Genomic DNA, 20,942 nt, shown 5'->3' with positions numbered 1-20,942 from the left:
GCGCGGCAAAGCGCCGATCAGAACAGGCTTTCCTTGATGTAGATGATGTCGGCCGGCTGCAACTTGTCGTTCATGCCCGGCTCGATGATCTTGACCTGGCCCGACGCATCGCGGCGGTGCACCTTGATCCCTCGCTCGGTGCCGCGCAGGGTCAGGCCCCCGGCGGTGGCCAGCGCCTGCAGCACGGTGGTGTCACGCACCAGCACCTGGGCGCCGGGACGCTGCACTTCACCGTACACATAGATCTGCGGCGCGCGGTCCACCCAGATGGTGTCGCCGTTTTGCAATTGCATGTCCTCTTCCGTGCCCTGCGAGGCGAACACCTTGGGGAAGTCGATTTCCATGCGGAAGGGGTCGCCATTGCGCACGCCCGACACCACCACGATGTCCGAGCCCACGCCCGGCATGATGCCACCCGCCAAGGCCAGCACCTCGCTCAGACGCGAGTTGCCGGCCTCCAGCGGATAGCGGCCGGGCCGGTTGACCTGCCCCAGCACCGAGACCTGGTTGGCCTTGACCGCGATCACCAGGATGGCAACCTGGGGCTTCTTGAGGAAATTGCCGTCTTTCAAGCCAGCGGCGATCTTGGTTTCGGCCTCGGCCACCGTCAAGCCGCCGATCTGCACGCTGCCCAGCAAAGGGAAGGAAATGACCCCGCCTTCGGGGATGCGGGTCTCGACCAGCAGGTCGGGGTTCTGGTACACCGTCACCCGGATCTGGTCGCCAGCCCCCAGCACATAGGCGCCACCCTCTTCAGCGGCCCAGGCGCCCAGGCTCAGGGCCATCAGCATCGTGGCCATCAGCCACTTCAGCACATCACGCAGTCTCGTCATCACATGGTCCTCGCATCAACAGATCGGGGCGGCCCTGCCGGGACACCCCGTAGCGCCCCAATGTAGCAGCGGCACTTGGGCGAAAACACGTCAAAGCCCCGGGGACACCACGAGTCGGGGTTCTCGCTTTCCCTGATGCCAGAGGCCTGTCAACGAGCTGATCCCTGACGGAGCAGCACACACGCCGGCGCCTCAGGCCATGCTCATGTTGGTGCGGTCCAGGTAGGCCGCCACCTCGTGGCCCGGCATGGGGCGCGAGATCAGGAAGCCCTGCACGTCGCCGCAACCCAGCGCGCGCAGCATGACCAGCTGCTCGGCGGTTTCCACCCCTTCGGCGGTGATGTCCAGACGCAGGGCCTGGGCCAGCGTGATGATGGCCGTGACCACCGCCTGGGCGTCCTGATCGCTGTCGAGCGAGCGCACGAACATGCCGTCGATCTTGAGCTTGTCGAGCGGGAAGCGCCGCAGGTAAGCCAGCGAGGAATAGCCGGTGCCAAAGTCGTCCATCGCCACACGCACGCCGCGCGCGCGCAGCGCCATCAGCGTGGCCTGGGCGCCGTCGTGGTCCTCGATCAGGGCCGACTCGGTGATCTCCAACTCCAGACGCTCGGGGGCCAGGCCGCTCTGGTACAGGGCCTCGTCCACCAGGTCGAGCACCGAGGAGCTGCGGAACTGCACTGCCGACAGGTTGACCGCCACGCGCAACTCCTCGGGCCACTGGGCGGCGGCCAGACAGGCCTCGCGCAGCACCCAGTTGCCCAGGGGCACGATCTGGCCGGTTTCCTCGGCCACGGGAATGAACTCGCCCGGGCCGATCAGGCCGCGCTCGGAGTGCTGCCAGCGCACCAGGGCCTCGAAGCCGATGACCTCGCCACTGTCCAGGTGCATTTGCGGCTGGAAATAAAGCTGAAACTGCTCGGCGGCCAGGGCCTGCCCCAGCTCGCTTTGCAGCCGCACCCGCGCCCGGGCACTGTCGGCCAGGCCGACGTCGAAGAAGCGGTAGGTGTTGCGCCCCGCCGCCTTGGCCGCATACAGCGCCAGGTCGGCGCACTGCAGCAAGGACTGGGGATCGCGCCCGTCGCGCGGGGCCAGGGCCACGCCCACGCTGGCGCGCACTTCCACCAGCACGTCGTCGAGCTGGATGGGCTCATTGAGCAGGTTCAGCAGGCGCTCGGCCAGCGCCCCGGACTTCTTGGGACTGGTGTAGCGCCAGGTCAGCAGGGCGAATTCGTCGCCACCCAGGCGGGCCAGCAGGTCGCCATCGGCCAGGATGGTCTTCAAGCGCCCGCCCACGCGACGCAGCAGCTGGTCACCCACGCTGTGGCCGAGCGAATCGTTGATGTGCTTGAAATTGTCCAGGTCCAGGAACAGCAGCGCGCACGGCCGCGGCTCGGCATCGGGCGCGGCCTTGAGGCGTTCGAGCTCGGTGCTGAAGCGGTGGCGATTGGCCAGGCCGGTGAGCGCATCGTAGTTGGCCAGACGGGCCAGCTCGTCGCGCGCCTGACGGGTGTGGGTGATGTCAGAGCCGACGCCGCGCCAGCCTGCCGCCCGACCCTTGTCGTCGTACAGGGGCTTGGCCGACAGCGACCACCAGTGGATGTCGTGCGCCACCTCGACCGGGATCTCCAGATCTCGGAAAGGCTGACCCATGCGCAGACAGGTGGTGAGCCGGCTGAGGGCCTCGGCGGCTTCCTCGTCATCGGGCGGCACCATCATGGCCAGCAGCTCGGTGAAGGACTGCTGCAGCAACTGCTTGGGCGGCAGCCCGAACGACTCGGACAGGCGGCCCGACACATGGCGCAGGTGCCCCGTGGGCGAGACCTCCCACAACCAGTCGGAAGCGTGCTCCTCGAAGTCGCGCAGCAAGAGGTCGATCAGCTGTTTTTGACGATCGGTTTCGGCCTCGGCACGCAGACGGCTGACGAACACCTTGCCGCTCGAATAACTCACGGCACACATGATCACGGCGTAGACGAACAGCAGCGCCAGCAAGGTGGTGTTGTCAGCCACATTGGAGCGCCCCAGCCCCACGATGCTGGCGATGGACAGGGTCAAGACAAAGGCCCACGCCACCGGCACCATGGGACTGAGCAGAAAGGCGCCGCCACAGATGGTGCCCACCACCACGGCCGCGATCAGCAAGGAGCCGGCGTGATCGGCTTCGGGGAACACCAGGGCGGGCATCACCACCCACAAGACCGCGAACCAGATGACCTGCGCCATGACGAGCCGGGTGGCCCCTCGCGAGGCCACCGGGCGGGGAGCTGACTTGATCAGGCGCCGCCACCACACAGCAGCCACCGGCAAGGACAGCACCACCGCAAAGCTCCACAGCGCCAGGATCAGATGCGGCAGACGTCCCCAGAACACCCAGGAGATGCCCATGACGTTGACCGCATTGCCCGCCGTGACCAAGGGCAGCATGCGCAGCAGGGCCTTGATCTGACGGGCACGGAAATGGGCAGCCAACGGCCCATCGACCGTTTCGTCGGGGACCACGTCATGACGCCACTGCGCCCAGCCTTTTGGCCCCTGCTGTTTTCCGGAATCGTGCGCTTGGTACATCCCAGCCATTCAAGCCCTATACAGGCGTTCAGCGTAACCCGATAAATCCACACTTCGCGGCCTGGCGCGCTTGCAAATGCGATTTCAGCACGGGATTTTCGGTAAATCGGGGGCCTCCCCCCCCAAGTCAGGTCAGGTGGAGCCCCCTGTGTCACCGGGCAGAAGTTGACAGATGTCGTACCATCGTTGCCCCCTCCGCGTGAAATAGACGATCATGAGTTCTGATAAGCCCTTGTCCGACGCCGAACAGTCCCTGCGCGACGCCGCCAACGAATACCACCGCCTGCCGACCCGCGGCAAGATCTCGGTGACCCCCACCAAGCCGCTGTCCAACCAGCGTGACCTGGCCCTGGCCTACTCGCCCGGCGTGGCCTACCCCTGTCTGGCCATCGAGAAAGACCCGAGCAAGGCGTTCGACTTCACCTCGCGCGGCAACCTGGTCGCCGTGATCACCAACGGCACTGCCGTACTGGGCCTGGGCGACATCGGACCGCTGGCCTCCAAGCCAGTGATGGAAGGCAAGGGCTGCCTGTTCAAGAAGTTCGCCGGCGTCGACGTGTTCGACATCGAACTGGCCGAGCGCGACCCGGACAAGCTCATCGAGATCATCGCCGCGCTGGAGCCCACGCTGGGCGGCATCAACCTCGAAGACATCAAGGCGCCCGAATGCTTCTACATCGAGCGTGAACTCAGCGCCCGCATGAACATCCCCGTCTTCCACGACGACCAGCACGGCACGGCCATCATCTCGAGCGCCGCCCTGCTGAACGGCCTGGAACTGGTGGGCAAGCAGATTGACCAGGTGAAGGTGGCCGTCTCCGGCGCCGGTGCCGCGGCGATTGCCTGTCTGGACGTAATGGTGGGCCTGGGCGTCAAGCGCGAAAACGTCTTCGTGTGCGACTCCAAGGGCGTGATCCATCACGAGCGCACCGACAAGCTCGATGCCTCCAAGCAGCGCTACCAGCAGACCACCACCGCGCGCACCCTGGCCGATGCGGTCAACGGTGCCGACGTGTTCCTGGGCTGCTCGGCCCCCGGCGTGCTCACGGCCGACATGCTCAAGACCATGGCCGACAAGCCGCTGATCCTGGCGCTGGCCAACCCCGAGCCGGAAATCCGCCCCGAGATCGCCAAGGCTGCGCGCCCGGACTGCATCATCGCCACCGGCCGCTCCGACTACCCGAACCAGGTCAACAACGTCCTGTGCTTCCCCTACATCTTCCGTGGCGCGCTCGACTGCGGCGCCACCAAGATCACCGAAGCGATGAAGCTGGCCTGCGTGCGCCAGATCGCCGATCTGGCCAAGGCCGAGATCTCGGACGAAGTGGCCGCCGCCTACCCGGGCGTCGAGTTGCGCTTCGGCCCTGACTACCTGATCCCCACGCCATTTGACTCGCGCCTGATCTTGCGCATTGCCCCGGCCGTGGCCGAGGCCGCCGCCGCCTCGGGCGTGGCCACCCGTCCGATCACCGACCTGAAGGCCTACCGCGACTCGCTGACCCAGTTCGTGACGAACACGGGCCTGTTCATGCGCCCGCTGTTCCTCGGCGCCAAGGCCGCGCCCAAGCGCATCGCCTACGCGGAAGGGGAAGACGAGCGCGTGCTGCGTGCCGCCCAGGTTGCCGTGGACGAAGGCATTGCCCAACCCATCCTGGTGGGCCGCCCCGACATCATCCTGGCCCGCATCGAGCGCGCCGGCCTGCGTCTGGTCCCGGGCGACAACTGCGAGATCGTCAACCCGGCCAAGGACGAGCGCTTCAAGCAGTACTACGAGGCGTATCACAAGATCAAGGCCCGCGACGGCATCTCGCCCGACTTGGCCAAGGTGGTCGTGCGCCGCTCCAACTCGCTGATCGCCACGCTGTTGGTGAAGATGGGTGACGCCGACGGCATGCTGTGCGGCGTGATCGGCCGCTACGATGCCCACCTCGAACACATCCGTGACGTGATCGGGGTGCGCGAAGGGGCGCAAGGCCTGGCCGCCTTGAATGCGCTGATCCTGGACAACCACAACCTGTTCATCGCCGACACCTTCGTCAACGAAGACCCGACGGCCGAACAGCTGGCCGACATCGCCATGATGGCGGTGGAAGAGGTGCAGCGCTTTGGCCTGCCCCCGCGCGTGGCCTTCCTGTCGCACTCGATGTTCGGCTCCAGCAACCGCCCGTCGGCCAAGAAGATGCGCCAGGCCCGCGACATCTTCGTCGCCCGCATGCCCCACATCCCTGCCGATGGCGAGATGCAGGGCGATGCCGCGCTGAGCGAAGCGGTGCGCAGCAAGCTGCTGCCCGAGACCACGCTGGACGGCACGGCCAACATCCTCATCTGCCCGAACCTGGATGCGGCCAACATCCTGTTCAACGTGCTGAAGATGACCGGTGGCAACGGCATCACGGTGGGCCCGATCCTGCTGGGTGCCGCGGCCCCGGTGCACATCCTCAACCCGTCGGCCACGGTGCGCCGCATCGTGAACATGACGGCGGTGGCCGTGGCGCACGGCAACAAGTAAGCCGCGCCGGTGACAGGGGGTGCCGCACGCTAGACTGGCGGCACCCATGAACCTCCCCTCTCGCCCCTCGGCCCTGCAGGGCTACCTCGCTGCCCTGGCCACCGCCCTGATCTGGGCGGGCTTCATGCTGCTGGCCCGTGTGGCTGGCCAGCATGCCCTGACCAGCTGGGACGTGGTGGCCTTGCGCTTGGGCACCGCGGCCCTGGTGCTGCTGCCCTTTTGCTTCAAGATGCCGCCCGGCACCTGGCGCAACCCACGCCTGTGGGGTCTGTCGCTGACGGGCGGATTGCTGTTTCTGAGCCTGGTGTACGCGGGGCTCTCCCGTGCGCCGGCGGCCCACGGTGGCATCTTTCTGTCGGGGCTGCAGCCCTTCATCATCACGATGCTGGCGTGGTGGATCCTGGGCGCACGCCCGGCCCGCGAACGGCTGTGGGGGCTGCTGGCGATTGCGCTGGGCGTGAGTTGTGTGGCCGGCCCGCAGGTGCTGGGCAGCCAGGCTGCCGGCACCAGCACGCTGCAAGGCGATGTGCTGCTGGTGTGCGCCTCGCTGGCCTGGGCCACCTACAGCGTGATGGTGCGCAAGTGGGTGTTCGACGTGTGGGTGCTGACGCGCTTTCTGGCGGTGGCCTCGGCCTTGATCTACATCCCGATCTACCTGCTGTGGCTGCCCAAAAACCTGGAGGCGGCATCCTGGTCGATGCTGGCCTTGCAGGCGGTGTACCAGGGGGTGATCACGACCATCGTGGCCATGCTGCTGTTCCTGCGGGCCATCTCGATTCTGGGGCCGGAGCGCACCGGGGCCATCGTGGCCGTCGTACCGGTGGTGGTGGGCCTGGCGGCCGTGCCGCTGCTGGGCGAGCCGCTGACAGGGTGGCTGATCGGCGGGCTGGTGCTGGTGTCAGGCGGCGCTTACCTGGCGGCACGGCCTTTGCCGCAGCATCGGCGCTGAAGCAGAAGTCGGGCTGAAAAAAAAGGCCCCGCACCTGCGTGCGGGGCCCAACCTGTCTCTGACCGCGGATCACGGCCAGAGCCCCCCAAGTCTCAGGACGTCGTAGTTCTGGGCCCGGCTCACAGTCCCAGTTGCTTGACGATGATCTCGTTCATGATCTCGTGCGTGCCCCCGCCGATCGACAGGATGCGGTTGTCGCGGTAGAGGCGCTCGACCACCGATTCGCGCATATAGCCCATGCCACCGAAGATCTGCACCGCCTCGTGGGTCACGTAGTCGGCCACATCGGTGGCGAAGTTCTTGGCCATGCACACCTCATTGATGGCGGGCTGGCCGGCCTGCATGCGGGCGGCCACGCGGTAGCTGTACTCGCGGGCCACGTCCACCCGGGTCGCCATCTCGGCGAGCTTGTGGCGGATGACCTGGTGCTTGCTCAGCGGCTTGCCGAAGGTGACGCGGTCCTTGACGTAGTCCAGACAGGCTTCCAGCGCCATCTGCGCGGTCATGTAGGCCATGATGGCCAGCGACAGGCGCTCGGCCTGAAAGTTGGCCATGATGAACATGAAGCCGGCGTTTTCCGGGCCGATCAGGTTGGCGACCGGCACGCGGCAGTCTTCGAAGAACAGCTCGGCCGTGTCCGAGGCCCACCAGCCCATCTTCTTAAGATTGCGGCCCACGCTGAAGCCCGGCGTGTCCTTCTCGATCAGCAGCAGCGAGACGCCACTGAAACCTTCGCCCCCCGTGCGCACCGCCACGGTGTAGTAGTCGGCGCGGGTGCCGGAGGTGATGAAGGTCTTGGAGCCGTTGACGATGTAGTGGTCGCCGTCGCGCACGGCGCGGGTGCGCAGGTTGGCCACGTCAGAGCCGCCACTGGCCTCGGTGATGGCCAACGAAATGATCTTGTCGCCCGCGATGACGCCGGGCACCACACGTTGCTGCAGCTCCGGCGAGCCGCCGCGCCACACCGGGGGCAGGCCGATGTCGAGCGAGCCCAGGCTGGCGACCAGGCCACCCGAGGTGCTGCGCATCAGCTCTTCGCTGACGGCGACCTTGAGGAAGACATCGTCTTCCCCGGCACCGCCCAGGCGCTGCGGGTGACCGATGCCCAGCAGGCCCAGATCGCCCGCCTTCTTGTAGAGCTCGCGCGGGAAGGTGCCCGCCTCTTCCCACTCGGCGATGTGGGGCTTGACCTCTTGCTCGATGAAGCGGCGCGCCGTGGCGCGGGCCATCTGGTGCGTCTCGTTGAAGTAGCTAGGGTACACAGCGTCGGACATGGCGGCCTCGGATGAATGCGGGCAAGAGGGCAGAAGCGGCACCAGGCCGTTCAGAATGGACAGCGTAGTGAGGCCGATGCGGGATGACCATCGGTAGTTAACCTTAATGGCCATTGATTGACGCAAGCGTCACCCAAGTTTAGAGTGGCCTCACCTCTTGTCTGCTCTCCCCACGCCATGACCCCTTCCTCGCATTACGACAGCATCTTCCGCCCCGGCCTGTTTCAGGGTCAGATCCATGTGATCACCGGCGGTGGCAGTGGCATTGGGCGCTGTGTGGCACATGAGTTGGCCGCACTGGGCGCCACGGTGGTGATCACCGGGCGCACGCAGGAAAAGCTCGACAAGGTGGCCGCCGAGATCCGCGAAGACGGCGGGCAGGTCGACACCGCGGCTTTCGACATCCGCGACGAGGACCAGGTGAAGGCAGCGGTGGCGCGCATCGTCGAGACGCACGGCCGCATCCACGGCCTGGTCAACAACGCGGGCGGGCAGTTCCCGGCACCGATGGAGATGATCTCCAAGCGCGGCTTCGAGGCGGTGGTGGCCAACAACCTCACCGGTGGCTTCCTGATGGCGCGCGAGGTGTTCAACCAGTCGCTGAGCAAGCACGGCGGCGGCGCCATCGTGAACATGGCGGCCGACATGTGGAATGGCATGGCGGGCATGGCGCACTCCGGTGCGGCGCGCGCGGGCATGGTCAACCTGACCAAGACGGCGGCCTTCGAATGGGCGCGCGCCCATGTGCGGGTGAATGCGGTGGCGCCGGGCTGGGTGGCCTCCAGCGGCATGGACTCGTACGGCCCGGCCATGGCGCCGATGATTCTGAGCCTGAAGGACAACCTGCCGATGCGCCGCCTGGGCCTGGAGGCCGAGATCAGCGCGGTCATCTGCTTCTTGCTGAGTCCCGGTGCGGCCTTCGTGACCGGCGTGACGGTGGCGATCGATGGCGGTGCGGGCGTGAACAATCCGGTGTGGCCCAAGGCGCCGCACGAACCGGCGCCCAGCTTCAACGGCTTCCACCGCGCCACCACACCCAAGGTGCTGCAAGGCCTGTGAAGGCGGTGGGCCGGACGAGTTCAGGCCCGGGGCGTCAGCCAGCGCTGCAGCAAGGCCCACAGGGCTTCCGGGCTGAAGGGCTTGGAGATGTAGTCGTTCATGCCAGCCGCCAGGCAACGTTGGCTGTCTTCGACCATCGCATTGGCGGTCATTGCCACGATGGGCAGGCGTTCGCGTCCCGGCAGTTGACGGATCAGGCGGGTGGCCTCCAGGCCATCCATCACCGGCATCTGCATGTCCATGAACACCAGGCTGTAGTCGGGATCGGTGTCGGCTTCCATCTGCGCCAACCGGTCGACGGCCTGGCGGCCGTTGTGGGCGAAGTCCACCGTCAGGCCCACGCCGCGCAGCAACTCGCCGGCCAGCAGGCGGTTGAGTTCGTTGTCTTCGACGACCAGCACCCGGGTGCCATACAGCGCCTGCAAGGCCTCGCGCGCCTCGCTCAGGGACGTGGGCGCGGGCAGCCGTGACACGCCCGACGTGAGCCCATGGGCCTCGGCCTGCTCGGGTGCCACAGGGGGCGAGTCGCGCTCGGCGGCGTCGGCATGCTCCAGTCGCAGCGTGAACCAGAAGACGCTGCCCTGCCCGGGCCGGCTGCTCACCCCCACAGCCCCGCCCATCTGTTCGGCCAGGTGCCGAGAGATGGCCAGTCCCAGACCCGTGCCGCCGTACTGGCGGGTGGTGGAGACGTCGGCCTGCTGGAAGCTCTGAAAGAGCTGGACCTGCTCCGCCTCGGTCAACCCGATGCCGGTGTCGCGCACCTCGAAGCGCAGGGCCACGTCGCGGTCGGTGCGAGCCTGCACCTGCACGCTCAGGTCAATGCGGCCTTGCTCGGTGAACTTGACCGCGTTGCTGCCGAAATTGAGCAGCACCTGGCCGATGCGCAGGCCGTCCCCCATGAGGTCGGCCGGCAGATCCGGATCGAGGTGCAACTGCAGGGCCAGGCCCTTGGCCTGGGCCTTGTCGATGAGTTGCGCATGCACACCGCGCAGGATCTGGGCGACGTCCACCCGCAAGCGCTCCAGCTGCAACTTGCCCGACTCGACCTTGGAGAGGTCCAGCACGTCGTTGACGATACCCAGCAGGTGCTGGCTGGCACCCTGGATCTTTTGCAGGTAGTCGCGCTGGGTGTCGTCGAGCGCGGTGTCCAGGGCCAGGTGGGTGAGCCCGATGATGGCGTTCATCGGGGTGCGGATCTCGTGGCTCATGTTGGCCAGAAAGGCCGATTTGAGACGGGTGGTGGCCTCGGCCGCCTCCTTGGCCTCACGCAGGGCCTCGATCGTGGCCCGCTCGACGCTGATGTCTTCCATGATGCCCAGCACGCCCTTGGCGGGGTCCTGCGGATCGATCAGGCGGGCGGTGATGCGCGCCCAAAACAGGCTGCCGTCCTGTCGCATCAGTTGCTCGTCGCGCCAGTGCAGTTCGCCGCGCTGCAAGATCTCGTAGACCTTGCGGCCGCCGGCTTCGTAGCCGGCATCGTCGGGGTACCAGACGCGGGTGGAACGCCCGATCATGCCGCCCGGCGCAAAGCCGAACATCTGCTCGAGCCGCTGGTTGCAGTAGACCACGTGGCGGTCCTTGAGCAGGCCAATGCCCACGGGCACGGCGTCGACAATGGTCTTCTGTTCGGCATGGGCCCGGCGCAGCGACTCGGCCAGGTCGGCCAGCTGGCGGGTGCGCTCGTCCACCAGTTCGGTGAGGTGGTGACGCAGGCGCTGGAGTTCTTGCGCCGCCTTCTCGCGCTCGGTGATGTCGCGGGCGACGCCCAGCACACCGATGACCTCGCCATGCGCGTCGAGCATGGGGCTCTTGATCGTTTCAACCAGGCGGGGCTCGGTGCTGCCGGCGAAGGTGATCCACTCCTCGTTGGTATGCGGCTGGCCCGAGCTCATGGCCAGGAAGTCGTTCTCGCGGAACAGGGCGGCCTGTTCGGGCGAGACAAAGTCGGCGTCGGTCTTGCCCACGATGTCGGCTTCGACGGCCCCGAAGAAGCGCTCGAACGGTGCGTTGCAGGCGAGGTAGACGCCATCCGGGTCCTTGAGCCAGACCAGGTCCGGGATGTTGTGCACCAGGTTCTGCAAGAGGATGCGGCGGTCCTCCAGGGCTCTGATGCGCTGTCGCGCGCGCGCCTGCCAGGTCAGGCCCCACAGGGCAAGGGTGCCGCCCAGCGCCAGGAGCAACACGGCGACCACCGTGTTGATCAGCCACCAAGGTAAATCCGAAAACATACTCCCACTGTCGCGCAGAACACGCCTGCCGTCTTGTCTCGAAAACCCCTGAGCGGATCGCAGGCCGCACCAATGTGGGGAAGATGTCACTGAACCGGGCGGCACCGCGCCCCTCATGACCCTGAGCCGAACCCCGCCTTTGCCGCGGCACCTCAGCGTCGGGAGAGCCGGACTGCTAGAGTTGATGCCCGGTCGCCACCCAGGGTTTGTCCGGCATTGTGGTGTGACCGATGCTCACCTCATGCAAAGTTTCCTCGACCCGGCGATCCTGTTTTTCGTGTTTGGCCTGCTGGCCGGTGCCCTGCGCTCCAACCTGGAGATCCCCCCGCAGATCGCACGCTTCCTCTCCCTCTATCTGTTGATGGCTCTGGGCCTGAAGGGCGGCTTTGCGCTGCACCAGTCGGGCCTGACGATGGACGTGGCGGTGAGCCTGGGCTGTGCGCTGCTGCTGGCCACCGTGGTGCCGCTGCTGGGCTATCACCTGCTCAAGCGCTTCCTGAGCGGCTATGACGCGGCCGCGATCGCAGCCACGTATGGCTCGGTCAGCGCGGTGACCTTCATCACCACGGTGCAGTACCTGGACAACCACAACCTGCCCTACGGCGGGCACATGGCGGCGGCCATGGCCTTGATGGAGTCACCGGCCATCATCATGGCGGTGCTGCTGGCCAACATGGTGCGCCAGCGCGAGAAGGAGCAGTCGCTGGCCGCCGAGTCGCGCACGGTGCGCAACACGCCGCTGGGTCGCATCCTGCACGAGTCGGTGACCGACGGGGCGCAGTTGGTGCTGCTGGGCGCGATGGTGATCGGCATCGTGACCGGGCAGTCGGGCCACGACGCGATGCAGCCGTTTGCGGGCGACCTGTTCAAGGGCATGCTGGCCTTCTTCCTGCTGGACATGGGCCTGAACGCCGCGCGCAACATGGGCGAACTCAAAGGCAAGTCCCCCTGGCTGCTGGCCTATGGCCTGATCGGCCCGTTGTTCCATGCGGGGCTGGCCCTGGGCCTGTGTGTGCTGCTCGACATCCCGGCAGGCAACGGTGCCCTGCTGATGGTGCTGGCGGCCAGTGCGTCCTACATCGCCGTGCCGGCGGTGGTGCGCCATGCGATCCCCGAAGCCAACCCCTCGCTGTACATCGGCATGTCGCTGGGGCTGACCTTCCCGTTCAACATCCTGGTGGGGATCCCGATGTATGTGGGCGTGGCCCACCGCGTCTTGAGCTGACGGGCCACACGTTTTGACATGACTCGCCATGGGTTCTTTCCCCCTGCGCGCTTAAAGATGTATTTACAATGCACTTTTAAGCTGACACGCCGACGAAAGTTCCCACATGCTCGACCAGACCACCCGAGACCTTGTCAAAGCCACCGCCCCGATCCTGAAAGAACATGGGGTGACACTGACCCGTCACTTCTACGCCCGCATGTTCACGCACAACCCGGAGCTCAAGCCCATCTTCAACCAGGGCCACCAGCAGGCCGGCGCGCAGCAGCAGGCCCTGGCCATGGCTGTGGCGGCCTACGCCGAGCACATCGAGAACCCCTCGATGCTGGCCCCGGTCCTCACCCTGGTCGCCAACAAGCATGCCAGCCTGGGTATCCGTCCTGAGCACTACCCCATCGTCGGCAAGCACCTGCTGGCATCGATCCGCGAGGTGTTGGGCGAGGCCGCCACCGATGCACTGATCGATGCCTGGGCGGCCGCCTATGGCCAGCTCGCCGACCTGCTGATTGCCCAGGAAAAGAGCCTGTACGAACAAGCCGCCTCGCAGCCGAACGGGTGGAGCGGCTGGCGTGGCTTCAAGGTCAAACGCAAGGTGCAGGAAAGTGACGAGATCACATCCTTGCACCTGACGCCGGCCGATGGCGGCGGCACCGTGCATTACCAGCCTGGGCAATACACCTCGGTGCGCGTCTTCGTGCCGGCGCTGGGCATCATGCAACCGCGTCAGTACAGCCTGTCGGCCGCACCGGGGGGCAGCAGCCTGCGCATCTCGGTCAAGCGCGAAGCGGAGCAGGACGGCAGCCCGGCGGGCATGGTGTCCAACCTGCTGCACGACCAGATCCAGGTCGGTGACGTGATCGAGCTGGCGCCGCCGATGGGCGAGTTTGTGCTGCACGAAGACCGCGACACGCCGGTGGTGCTCCTGAGCGCTGGCGTGGGCATCACTCCCATGCTGGCCATGCTCGATCACCTGATCTACCAAGGCAGCCAGCGTGAGATTCACTTCCTCCATGCCTGCCGCCACGGTGGCGTGCACGCCTTCCGCGAGCACGTGGCCAACCTGACGGCCGAGCACCCGCGCCTGCGCAGCGTGGTGCACTACGAGTTCCCGCGGGCCCAGGATCGCATGGGGCAGGACTTCCACCACGAAGGCCGGATCGACAAGGCGGCCTTGAGCCGTGCAGCGCTGCCGGCCGATGCCGACTGCTACCTGTGTGGCCCGGAGCCCTTCATGCAGGCACAGCGCGCTCATTTGCTGGAGCTGGGTGTGGCCGCCGAACGCATCCACGTCGAAGCCTTTGGCACCGGCGGCGTGGCTGCCTGAGCCAGATCCGGGCAGGCAGCTTATGCTGTCTGCCTTGATCGCTCCCCCCTTCGCCTGTCATGCAGCTGACGCACTTCACCGACCTGGGCTTGCGTGTGTTGATGTACCTCAGCCACCCCGAGCCGCACCGCCCTCCCGTGACCATCAGCGAGATCGCCGAGCGTTTCGATGTGTCGCGCAACCACCTGGTCAAGGTCGTGCACTTCATGGGGCAACAAGGCTGGCTGCTGACCACGCGCGGCAAAGGGGGCGGACTGGCCCTGGCGCAAGCGCCTGATGCCTACCGGCTCGGCACGCTCACCCGGATCCTGGAAGGGGCCACCGAGTTGATCGACTGCGCCGAGCCGCCTTGCAGTCTGCGCGGGCGCTGTCAGCTCAAGGGGCTGCTCGACAAGGCGCTGGTCGCCTTCTTCGACGTGCTGGACGAGTACACACTGGCTGACGCCACGGCCTCACCCACCCACGAGGTGATCGTGATGCTGCACCAATGGCGCCCCCAGGCCTGAGCTGGATCAGAGCAGCGGCGTGGCGCGGGTGATCAGCGCGGCGCAGTCCACCCCACGCGGCAAGGTACCGTAGTGATGGTGGCTGCCGTCATTCAGGCGTGAGGCACAGAAGGCATCGCTGACCACGCTGGGCGCGTGCTGGACCAGCAAGGCTGCCTGCACCGCCAGCGCCATGCGCCCCACCACATCACGGGCGCGGTATTCCAGATCGGACAGATCAGTGAAGGCGTGCTGCAAGTCGGCCACGTGGCGGTCGAGCAAGGCATGGCCGCCACGGGCGCGAGCCACTTCGCGGAAAAAGGCCTGCACCACGTCCGGCGTTTTCTGCATGGCGCGCAGCACGTCCAGGCACTGCACGTTGCCGCTGCCTTCCCAAATGGCGTTGACGGGGGACTCGCGGAACAGGCGCGGGAAGGGACTGTCTTCCATCACGCCACTGCCACCGATGCACTCCATGGCCTCGTAGGCGTGTTGCGGGGTGCGCTTGCAGATCCAGTATTTGCCAACGGCGGTGAGCAGGCGGGCCAGCTGATCTTCATGCGGGTCGGTGGCGCGCTGATCCATGGCCCGGGCCATGCGCATCGTCAGTGCCAGCGAGCCTTCGCTTTCCAGCACCAGATCGGCCAGCACGTTCTGCATCAGGGGCTGCTGGTTGAGCACGGTGCCGAAGGCCGAACGCAGCGAGCAGTGATGCAGCGCCTGAGCCACCGCCGCACGCTGGCCGGCCGAGGAGCCGATCATGCAATCAAAGCGGGTCATGGACACCATCTCGATGATGGTGCGCACGCCCCGCCCTTCTTCGCCCACCATCCAGGCCAGGGCGCCTCGCAATTCGGTCTCGCTCGACGCGTTGGAGACGTTGCCCATCTTGCGCTTGAGACGCAGCACCTGCAGCGGGTTCTTGCTGCCATCGGGCCGCCAGCGTGGCAGCAGGAAGCACGACAGACCGCCTGGCGCCTGGGCCAGCACCAGGAAGGCGTCGCACATGGGGGCCGAGACGAAGAACTTGTGTCCGACGAGTTCGTAGGCCTCGCCGGGGCCTGAGGCGCCCACCGGGTAGGCGCGAGTGGTGTTGGCGCGCACGTCCGAGCCGCCCTGCTTCTCGGTCATCGCCATGCCGATGGTCAGCCCCTGCTTGGCCGCGTCGGGCACGTTGCGGGGGTCGTAGATAGGCGCGGTGATCTTGGGCACCCACTGCTCGGCCAGCTGGGGCGTGGTCAGCAGGCTGGGCACGGCCGCAAAGGTCATGGTGATGGGGCAGCCGTGGCCGGCTTCGACCTGCGCCTGCAGGTAGAACTTGGCGGCGCGGGCCACGTGGGCACCGGGCTTGGGATCGGTCCAGGGGGAGGCGTGGATGCCTTCTTCGATGGCCGTCTTCATCAGCGTGTGATACGCCGGGTGAAAGCGCACGAGATCGACGCGGTGGCCGAAGCGGTCGTGGGTGTCGAGCTCGGGCGGGTGGCGGTTGGCCAGGGCGCCCAGCTCCAGGTAGTCGGCCGAGCCGGTGAGCTGGCCGAAGCGCGTCAGGTCCGCCTGAGCCCAGGCCGCGCCCTCACGCTGGACAGCCTCCTGCAAGGCCGCGTCCTGCGTGTACATGTTGTAGCCCGCCAGCTCACACGAGACGTTGTGGACCTCATGGGTCTGATCCAGGAAGCGAGAAGGCGTGGCAGGCGTGGACATGGTCGGCAAAAGGGATGATGAGGCGACAGATCATGTCACCAACCATCATCTCTTGCCAACTCATGTCATACCCTGATGTGGCCATCAGGTGATCGTTGCAGGCTCAGCGGCTCAGCCCCAGGGTGTAGGTGCCTGCCGAACCCGTCGCACCGCTGGCATAGATCACGCGCCAGTAGACCGTCGCCGCCTTGGTGCCGGTGTTCGTGACCGTGAACACATCCTTCAGGCCCGTGCCCTGCGTGCTGCTGCCCAGCAGCTTGCCAGAGGCGTTGTAGACCGACAGGTTGTAGTTGGCGCTGCTGTTGGGCGTGAGGGTGCCCACCAGACGCCCCCCGGCCGGCACGCTGGTCTTGAAGTAGTCGGTGTCCGTCTTGGTGGCCACCGTGCCGCTGATCACGACGGGCGTGGTCGTGATGTTCTGGGCGGCCCGTGTGCTGTTGTTGGATTCGACCTCGGCCACAGTGGCCACCGGCGGCGTCACGGCAGCCGGGACCGCATCCACGGCCGCCGAGGCGTTGACGATGCCGGCACCGCAGGGCGAGCAGGTCGCCGGGAAAGGACGGGCCGTGGACGTCAGGATGGAAGCGACCTGATCGGGGGTAAGGCTGGTGTTCTTGGAGAGCATCAGCGCCGCCACGCCGCTGACATGGGGCGTGGCCATGGAGGTACCCAGGTAGGCGGCATAGCCATCGCTGCCCGGTGTGGTGGCGCCGGTGTTCCAGGTGGAGATGACGCCAGCGCTGCCGTCTCCGCCGGGCGCGGCCAGGGACACGACCGAGCCGAAGTTGGAGTACGAGGCCTTGCCGCCGGACTTGCCGGTGGCGGCCACTGTGACCACTCCCGCACAGCTGGCGGGCGAGAACTGGCTGGCGTCAGCATTGCTGTTGCCCGCCGCGACCACCACCGTGGCCCCGCGCGCACGCGCCGCGTTGATGGCATTTTGCGAGGTGACATCGCAGGCCCCCGCCCCACCCAAGGACAGGTTGATCACCTTGGCCGGGGTGGCGTTGGCCGGCACACCGGTGACGGTGCCCCCCGCGGCCCAGATCATGGCGTCGGCGATGTCGGAGGTGTAACCGCCGCAGCGGCCCAGCACGCGCACCGGCAGCACCTTGGCGCCGAAGGCTACGCCCGCGACCCCGGTGCTGTTGTTGCTCACGGCCGCAATCGTGCCGGCCACATGGGTGCCGTGCCAGCTGCTGTTGCTGGCAGGCGAGCCGCTGTAGCACAGGCCAGCCGTGGTGGCGTCCCCGGGATCGCTGGCGTCGGCATCACGGCCATTGCCATCGTTGGACACCAGGGTGTCGATGATGAAGTCGTAGCCGGGCAGCAGGTTGCCGGCCAGATCGGCATGGGGTCGCACGCCGGTGTCGAGCACCGCCACGACCACGCCCGACCCGGTGACCTTGTCCCAGGCAGCGGGAGCATTGATCCCACCCACGGCATCAAAGTAGTGCCACTGCTGGGGATACAGCGCATCGGTGGGGGTCAGCTGGGCCTGCAGGATGCGGTCTGGCTCGGCGTACTCGATCGTGGCATCGCCCGCTTTCAGATCGCGCGCCAGCGCCCGTGCCTGCTCCAGGCTCATGCGCTTGTCGAGCTTGATCACATCGGCGCCCAGACCGGTGCGCCGCAGGTGGCTGAGCTGCACACCCTGCCGGTTGCCGGCCACGCGTGCCTTGGCCCAGGCCGCTTGCGAGGGCACGGCGCCGAGGTCGGCTTCCTTGTACTTCACGATCATCCGATCGGTCAGACCCTCGCCGGGCTGACCCAACGCGGCATGGACCGTCCCCTGGGATTGCCCTGCGAGCGCCGAAGCAGCGCCCCCCAAGGCCAGCACCGCCATCAACACGGCACGCGTCTTGAAACGAGACAAAGGCAAACTCGACATGGCAAACCCACCAGAAAATCGGACACGCCAATGTACCAAGCGCCGATCTTCAGGCTGTGTGACGGATCTCGCGAATCACGCCGATTTGTCCGCGGTGACGGCGTCCATGTGAGGGTTCGACACCTGCCGGCCCATCACCTCGGCGGTGATCGCCATCGATCGCCAGCGCAGTGCCGGGTCGAACACATCGCAGACCATCATGACCTCGTTGGCCTGAGTGAGCTCCAGCAAACGGGTCAAGCCCGCACGCACGGCATCCGGCCCGCCGATGACGGCTGCGCCCAGGAAGTCGCTGATGCCGGCGCGCTCGGACGGGGACAGCGTGGACAGGTAGTCGACCACCGGCGGCGGCAGGCGACCGCGCTCACCCGTGAGGATGCCCCGCACGCGCTGGAAGGTGCTGGTGGCCAGGAAGGCGGCCTCGTCGTCGGTGGGCGCGGCCACAATGGGCACGCCGATCATCACGTGCGGCTGGGCCAGCACCTTGGACGGCTTGAAGCGCGCCCGGTACAGCTCAACCGCCTGCAGCAGCATGCGCGGCGCGAAGTGCGAGGCAAAGGCGTACGGCAGGCCCTTCTCGGCCGCCAGTTGCGCCGAGAACAGGCTGGAGCCCAGCAACCAGATCGGCACCTCGGTGCCCGCACCGGGCATGGCGACGATGGCCTGCCCCGGCTGCACCGGCCCGAGCAGGCGCTGCAACTCGCTCACCTCGCGCGGGAAATCGTCTTCGGTTTCGACATGGTGACGACGCAAAGCCCGCATGGTGGCGCGGTCGGTGCCGGGTGCGCGCCCCAAGCCCAGGTCGATGCGACCGGGGTAGAGCTCGGCCAGCGTGCCGAAGGCCTCGGCCACGACCAGGGGCGCGTGGTTGGGCAACATGATGCCGCCCGAGCCAACGCGGATGCGCTGCGTGCCCCCCGCGATGTGGCCCACCAGCACGGCCGTGGCCGAACTGGCGATGCCGGGCATGTTGTGGTGCTCGGCCAGCCAGTAGCGGGTGAAGCCGAGGGCTTCGGCCTGCTGGGCGGTGCGCAGGGCGATCGCGAGGGCCTCGGCCACCGTGCCGCCTTCGCGCACGGCCACCAGGTCCAGCATGGACAGGGCAATGTCTTGGAGCGCTTTCATCAAACCATTCTGCGGCACCTGGGTTTCCCCCTGCAGCCCTCGGTCTATTCGCCCTTGGCCGATACTGAATGACTGACACCCCAGACAGTGGCCGTGTCCACCGTCTCGACCTCCAAGCCGTCACGAAAGACCCGCCATGTCCACGCCCTCCCGCATGCCCACCTACTTCATCCCACATGGCGCTGGGCCCTGTTTCTTCATGGACTGGAACCCGCCCACCACCTGGCACCACATGCGCGACTTCCTGATGGGCATCGCCGCCACCCTGCCTGCGCGCCCCACGGCCATCGTGCTGGTGTCGGGGCACTGGCTCACGGGCGGCTTCAACGTCACCAGCGGCGCCCAGCCCGAGCTGATCTACGACTACGGCGGCTTCCCGCCCCACACCTACGAGCTGCGCTACCCGGCGCCGGGCCAGCCCCAACTGGCCGAGCGCATGACGCAACTGCTGCACGCCGCCGGCCAACCCTCGCAGGCCGACGCGCAACGGGGCTTCGACCACGGCATGTTCATCCCGCTGAAACTGATGTTCCCCGACGCCGACGTGCCCGTGGTGCAGCTGTCCCTGCGGCACGACTTGGACGCACAGGCCCACCTGCAAGCCGGCCAGGCGCTGACATCCCTGCGGGACGAGGGCGTGCTGATCGTGGGCAGCGGCATGAGCTTTCACAACATGCGCGGCTATGGCGACCCACGCTTTGGCCCGATCTCCGACACCTTCGACGCCTGGCTGACCACCACGGTGGAGGCCGACCCGGCCACGCGCGCGCAGGGTCTGGCGCACTGGGACCAGGCCCCTGCTGCCCGCCTGTGTCATCCCCTCCGCGCCGAAGAGCACCTGCTACCCCTGATGGTGGTGGCCGGCGCCGCCAGTGAGGGACGTGGCCAGCGGGTGTTCAGCGATCGCGTGCTGGAAACCACCTTGTCGGCCTACCGCTTCGACTGACACACGGGCACCCTGACCGGGTTTTCCCGGGGGATGGAGAGGGGCTGCAGCGCTGGCCCCACGCTCATTTCTGAGTCATACTCAAAAAATGAGCTCCAGCACCCTGGCCCGCACCGTCCCCAAAAGCAGCAAATCGCAGCACCGCCTGCAAGATTTGTTGAGCGCCGCTCAAACCGTGTTCACGCAGCACGGCTACCAGCGCACCACCATGGCCCAGATCGCCGAGACCGCCGGGGTCTCCGAGGCCACGGTCTTCACCTACTTCGCCAGCAAGCGCGAGCTGTGCATCCAGGTCATCACCCGCTGGTATGACGAAATCAGCGGCGAGCTGGAGCGCGACGTGCCCCGCCTGAGCGGCGTGCACGCCAAGCTCAGCCATGTCGTGCGCGCCCACCTCCTCACCCTGCTAGCCGACGGCTCGGGCATGTGCGCCCTGGTGCTGGGCGAAGGCCGCGCCGCCGGTTCGGCCGAGCCCGAGCTCGCCGAGGTCATCGCCGCCTGCAAGCGCCGCTACACCGCGCCCCTGATGGACGCGCTGGCCGAGGCGCAAGCCCAGGGGCAAATCCGCCAGGACATGCCCCTGCGCCTGCTGCGCGAGCTGGTCTACGGCTCGATGGAGCATGTGCTGTGGGACGCCATCACCTCGGCCAAGCGCCCCGACATCGACACCACGGCCACCCAGCTGACCGAACTGATATGGAGTGCGCTCGTACCCCGTGAGGCCGCCTTGGCCTCGCTCGCAGCACTCAGCCGTTTCCGCGACGAGGTCCACGATGCCCTGCATCGCGCCTCCCCTCTTCCTTCCATGCCGCCGCTCAAGGCCTGACC

Annotated in this window: 15 protein-coding genes; 8 read left to right on the top strand and 7 right to left on the bottom strand. The window is 67.0% G+C overall.

Annotated features, from left to right (window positions below; genetic code table 11):
* Positions 1 to 17 precede the first annotated feature (17 nt).
* Positions 18 to 833 (bottom strand): polysaccharide export protein EpsE, encoded by an 816-nt coding sequence (gene epsE / locus RBT42_RS04155; protein ID WP_320362597.1) that lies wholly within the window; start codon positions 831 to 833, stop codon positions 18 to 20.
* Between the two features lie 192 nt (positions 834 to 1,025).
* Positions 1,026 to 3,332 (bottom strand): EAL domain-containing protein, encoded by a 2,307-nt coding sequence (locus tag RBT42_RS04150; protein ID WP_320362596.1) that lies wholly within the window; start codon positions 3,330 to 3,332, stop codon positions 1,026 to 1,028.
* A gap of 280 nt (positions 3,333 to 3,612) precedes the next feature.
* On the opposite strand from RBT42_RS04150, the gene RBT42_RS04145 reads away from it, so the two are divergent.
* Together RBT42_RS04145 and RBT42_RS04140 are read left to right on the top strand one after the other, a co-directional pair.
* Positions 3,613 to 5,907, top strand: coding sequence for an NADP-dependent malic enzyme (locus RBT42_RS04145; protein ID WP_320362595.1), 2,295 nt, complete (start codon positions 3,613 to 3,615; stop codon positions 5,905 to 5,907).
* Between the two features lie 46 nt (positions 5,908 to 5,953).
* The gene (locus tag RBT42_RS04140) at positions 5,954 to 6,856 is read left to right on the top strand and encodes a DMT family transporter (protein ID WP_320362594.1); all 903 of its coding nucleotides are present in this window, start codon (positions 5,954 to 5,956) and stop codon (positions 6,854 to 6,856) included.
* Positions 6,857 to 6,975: 119 nt separating this feature from the next.
* Here RBT42_RS04140 and RBT42_RS04135 read toward each other — a convergent pair whose 3' ends face one another.
* Positions 6,976 to 8,130: an acyl-CoA dehydrogenase family protein gene (locus RBT42_RS04135; RefSeq protein ID WP_320362593.1), complete on the bottom strand. Its 1,155-nt coding sequence runs from the start codon at positions 8,128 to 8,130 to the stop codon at positions 6,976 to 6,978.
* 177 nt (positions 8,131 to 8,307) lie between these two features.
* Here RBT42_RS04135 and RBT42_RS04130 point away from each other — a divergent pair, with 177 nt between their 5' ends.
* Positions 8,308 to 9,189 (top strand): SDR family oxidoreductase, encoded by an 882-nt coding sequence (locus RBT42_RS04130; protein WP_320362592.1) that lies wholly within the window; start codon positions 8,308 to 8,310, stop codon positions 9,187 to 9,189.
* 20 nt (positions 9,190 to 9,209) lie between these two features.
* Here RBT42_RS04130 and RBT42_RS04125 read toward each other — a convergent pair whose 3' ends face one another.
* On the bottom strand, positions 9,210 to 11,417 hold the full coding sequence (locus RBT42_RS04125; protein WP_320362591.1) for a PAS domain-containing protein: 2,208 nt from the start codon (positions 11,415 to 11,417) through the stop codon (positions 9,210 to 9,212).
* A 241-nt stretch (positions 11,418 to 11,658) separates the two neighbouring features.
* On the opposite strand from RBT42_RS04125, the gene RBT42_RS04120 reads away from it, so the two are divergent.
* From RBT42_RS04120 to RBT42_RS04110, 3 genes are all read left to right on the top strand, one after another.
* A complete protein-coding gene (locus RBT42_RS04120; protein ID WP_320362590.1) occupies positions 11,659 to 12,642 on the top strand; it encodes a sodium-dependent bicarbonate transport family permease in 984 nt (327 codons plus the stop codon).
* 106 nt (positions 12,643 to 12,748) lie between these two features.
* Positions 12,749 to 13,966 carry an NO-inducible flavohemoprotein gene (gene hmpA / locus RBT42_RS04115; RefSeq protein WP_320362589.1) on the top strand — a complete coding sequence of 406 codons (1,218 nt, stop codon included), beginning with the start codon at positions 12,749 to 12,751 and terminating at the stop codon, positions 13,964 to 13,966.
* A gap of 59 nt (positions 13,967 to 14,025) precedes the next feature.
* Positions 14,026 to 14,472, top strand: a complete 447-nt coding sequence (locus RBT42_RS04110; protein ID WP_320362588.1) for an Rrf2 family transcriptional regulator — start codon at positions 14,026 to 14,028, stop codon at positions 14,470 to 14,472.
* Positions 14,473 to 14,478: 6 nt separating this feature from the next.
* On the opposite strand, the gene RBT42_RS04105 is transcribed toward RBT42_RS04110, so the two are convergent.
* The 3 genes from RBT42_RS04105 to RBT42_RS04095 form a co-directional block, all read right to left on the bottom strand.
* Positions 14,479 to 16,152, bottom strand: a complete 1,674-nt coding sequence (locus RBT42_RS04105) for an isovaleryl-CoA dehydrogenase (protein ID WP_320362587.1) — start codon at positions 16,150 to 16,152, stop codon at positions 14,479 to 14,481.
* 103 nt (positions 16,153 to 16,255) lie between these two features.
* Positions 16,256 to 18,043 (bottom strand): S8 family peptidase, encoded by a 1,788-nt coding sequence (locus RBT42_RS04100; RefSeq protein ID WP_320362586.1) that lies wholly within the window; start codon positions 18,041 to 18,043, stop codon positions 16,256 to 16,258.
* 75 nt (positions 18,044 to 18,118) lie between these two features.
* Positions 18,119 to 19,168, bottom strand: coding sequence for an LLM class flavin-dependent oxidoreductase (locus RBT42_RS04095; RefSeq protein ID WP_320362585.1), 1,050 nt, complete (start codon positions 19,166 to 19,168; stop codon positions 18,119 to 18,121).
* Between the two features lie 136 nt (positions 19,169 to 19,304).
* Between RBT42_RS04095 and RBT42_RS04090 the strand changes: the two genes are divergently transcribed.
* Positions 19,305 to 20,114 (top strand): class III extradiol ring-cleavage dioxygenase, encoded by an 810-nt coding sequence (locus RBT42_RS04090; protein WP_320362584.1) that lies wholly within the window; start codon positions 19,305 to 19,307, stop codon positions 20,112 to 20,114.
* 70 nt (positions 20,115 to 20,184) lie between these two features.
* The gene (locus RBT42_RS04085) at positions 20,185 to 20,940 is read left to right on the top strand and encodes a TetR/AcrR family transcriptional regulator (RefSeq protein ID WP_413785848.1); all 756 of its coding nucleotides are present in this window, start codon (positions 20,185 to 20,187) and stop codon (positions 20,938 to 20,940) included.
* The last annotated feature ends 2 nt before the right edge of the window (positions 20,941 to 20,942 follow it).

Origin of the sequence: Aquabacterium sp. (genome assembly GCF_034003525.1) — a bacterium.
Classification (GTDB): Bacteria; Pseudomonadota; Gammaproteobacteria; order Burkholderiales; family Burkholderiaceae_C; genus Aquabacterium.
The sequence above is the reverse complement of the archived record's forward strand: the minus strand, read 5'-3'. Positions and strand labels throughout refer to the sequence as shown.

Bases quoted from the DNA above. Each gene is read 5' to 3' on its own strand.
- hmpA (WP_320362589.1), top strand. From the start codon at position 12,749: ATGCTCGACCAGACCACCCGAGACCTTGTCAAAGCCACCGCCCCGATC.
- RBT42_RS04110 (WP_320362588.1), top strand. From the start codon at position 14,026: ATGCAGCTGACGCACTTCACCGACCTGGGCTTGCGTGTGTTGATGTAC.
- RBT42_RS04090 (WP_320362584.1), top strand. From the start codon at position 19,305: ATGTCCACGCCCTCCCGCATGCCCACCTACTTCATCCCACATGGCGCT.
- RBT42_RS04120 (WP_320362590.1), top strand. From the start codon at position 11,659: ATGCAAAGTTTCCTCGACCCGGCGATCCTGTTTTTCGTGTTTGGCCTG.
- RBT42_RS04105 (WP_320362587.1), bottom strand. From the start codon at position 16,152: ATGTCCACGCCTGCCACGCCTTCTCGCTTCCTGGATCAGACCCATGAG.
- RBT42_RS04125 (WP_320362591.1), bottom strand. From the start codon at position 11,417: ATGTTTTCGGATTTACCTTGGTGGCTGATCAACACGGTGGTCGCCGTG.
- RBT42_RS04145 (WP_320362595.1), top strand. From the start codon at position 3,613: ATGAGTTCTGATAAGCCCTTGTCCGACGCCGAACAGTCCCTGCGCGAC.
- epsE (WP_320362597.1), bottom strand. From the start codon at position 833: ATGACGAGACTGCGTGATGTGCTGAAGTGGCTGATGGCCACGATGCTG.
- RBT42_RS04130 (WP_320362592.1), top strand. From the start codon at position 8,308: ATGACCCCTTCCTCGCATTACGACAGCATCTTCCGCCCCGGCCTGTTT.
- RBT42_RS04095 (WP_320362585.1), bottom strand. From the start codon at position 19,168: ATGAAAGCGCTCCAAGACATTGCCCTGTCCATGCTGGACCTGGTGGCC.
- RBT42_RS04100 (WP_320362586.1), bottom strand. From the start codon at position 18,043: ATGTCGAGTTTGCCTTTGTCTCGTTTCAAGACGCGTGCCGTGTTGATG.
- RBT42_RS04135 (WP_320362593.1), bottom strand. From the start codon at position 8,130: ATGTCCGACGCTGTGTACCCTAGCTACTTCAACGAGACGCACCAGATG.
- RBT42_RS04140 (WP_320362594.1), top strand. From the start codon at position 5,954: ATGAACCTCCCCTCTCGCCCCTCGGCCCTGCAGGGCTACCTCGCTGCC.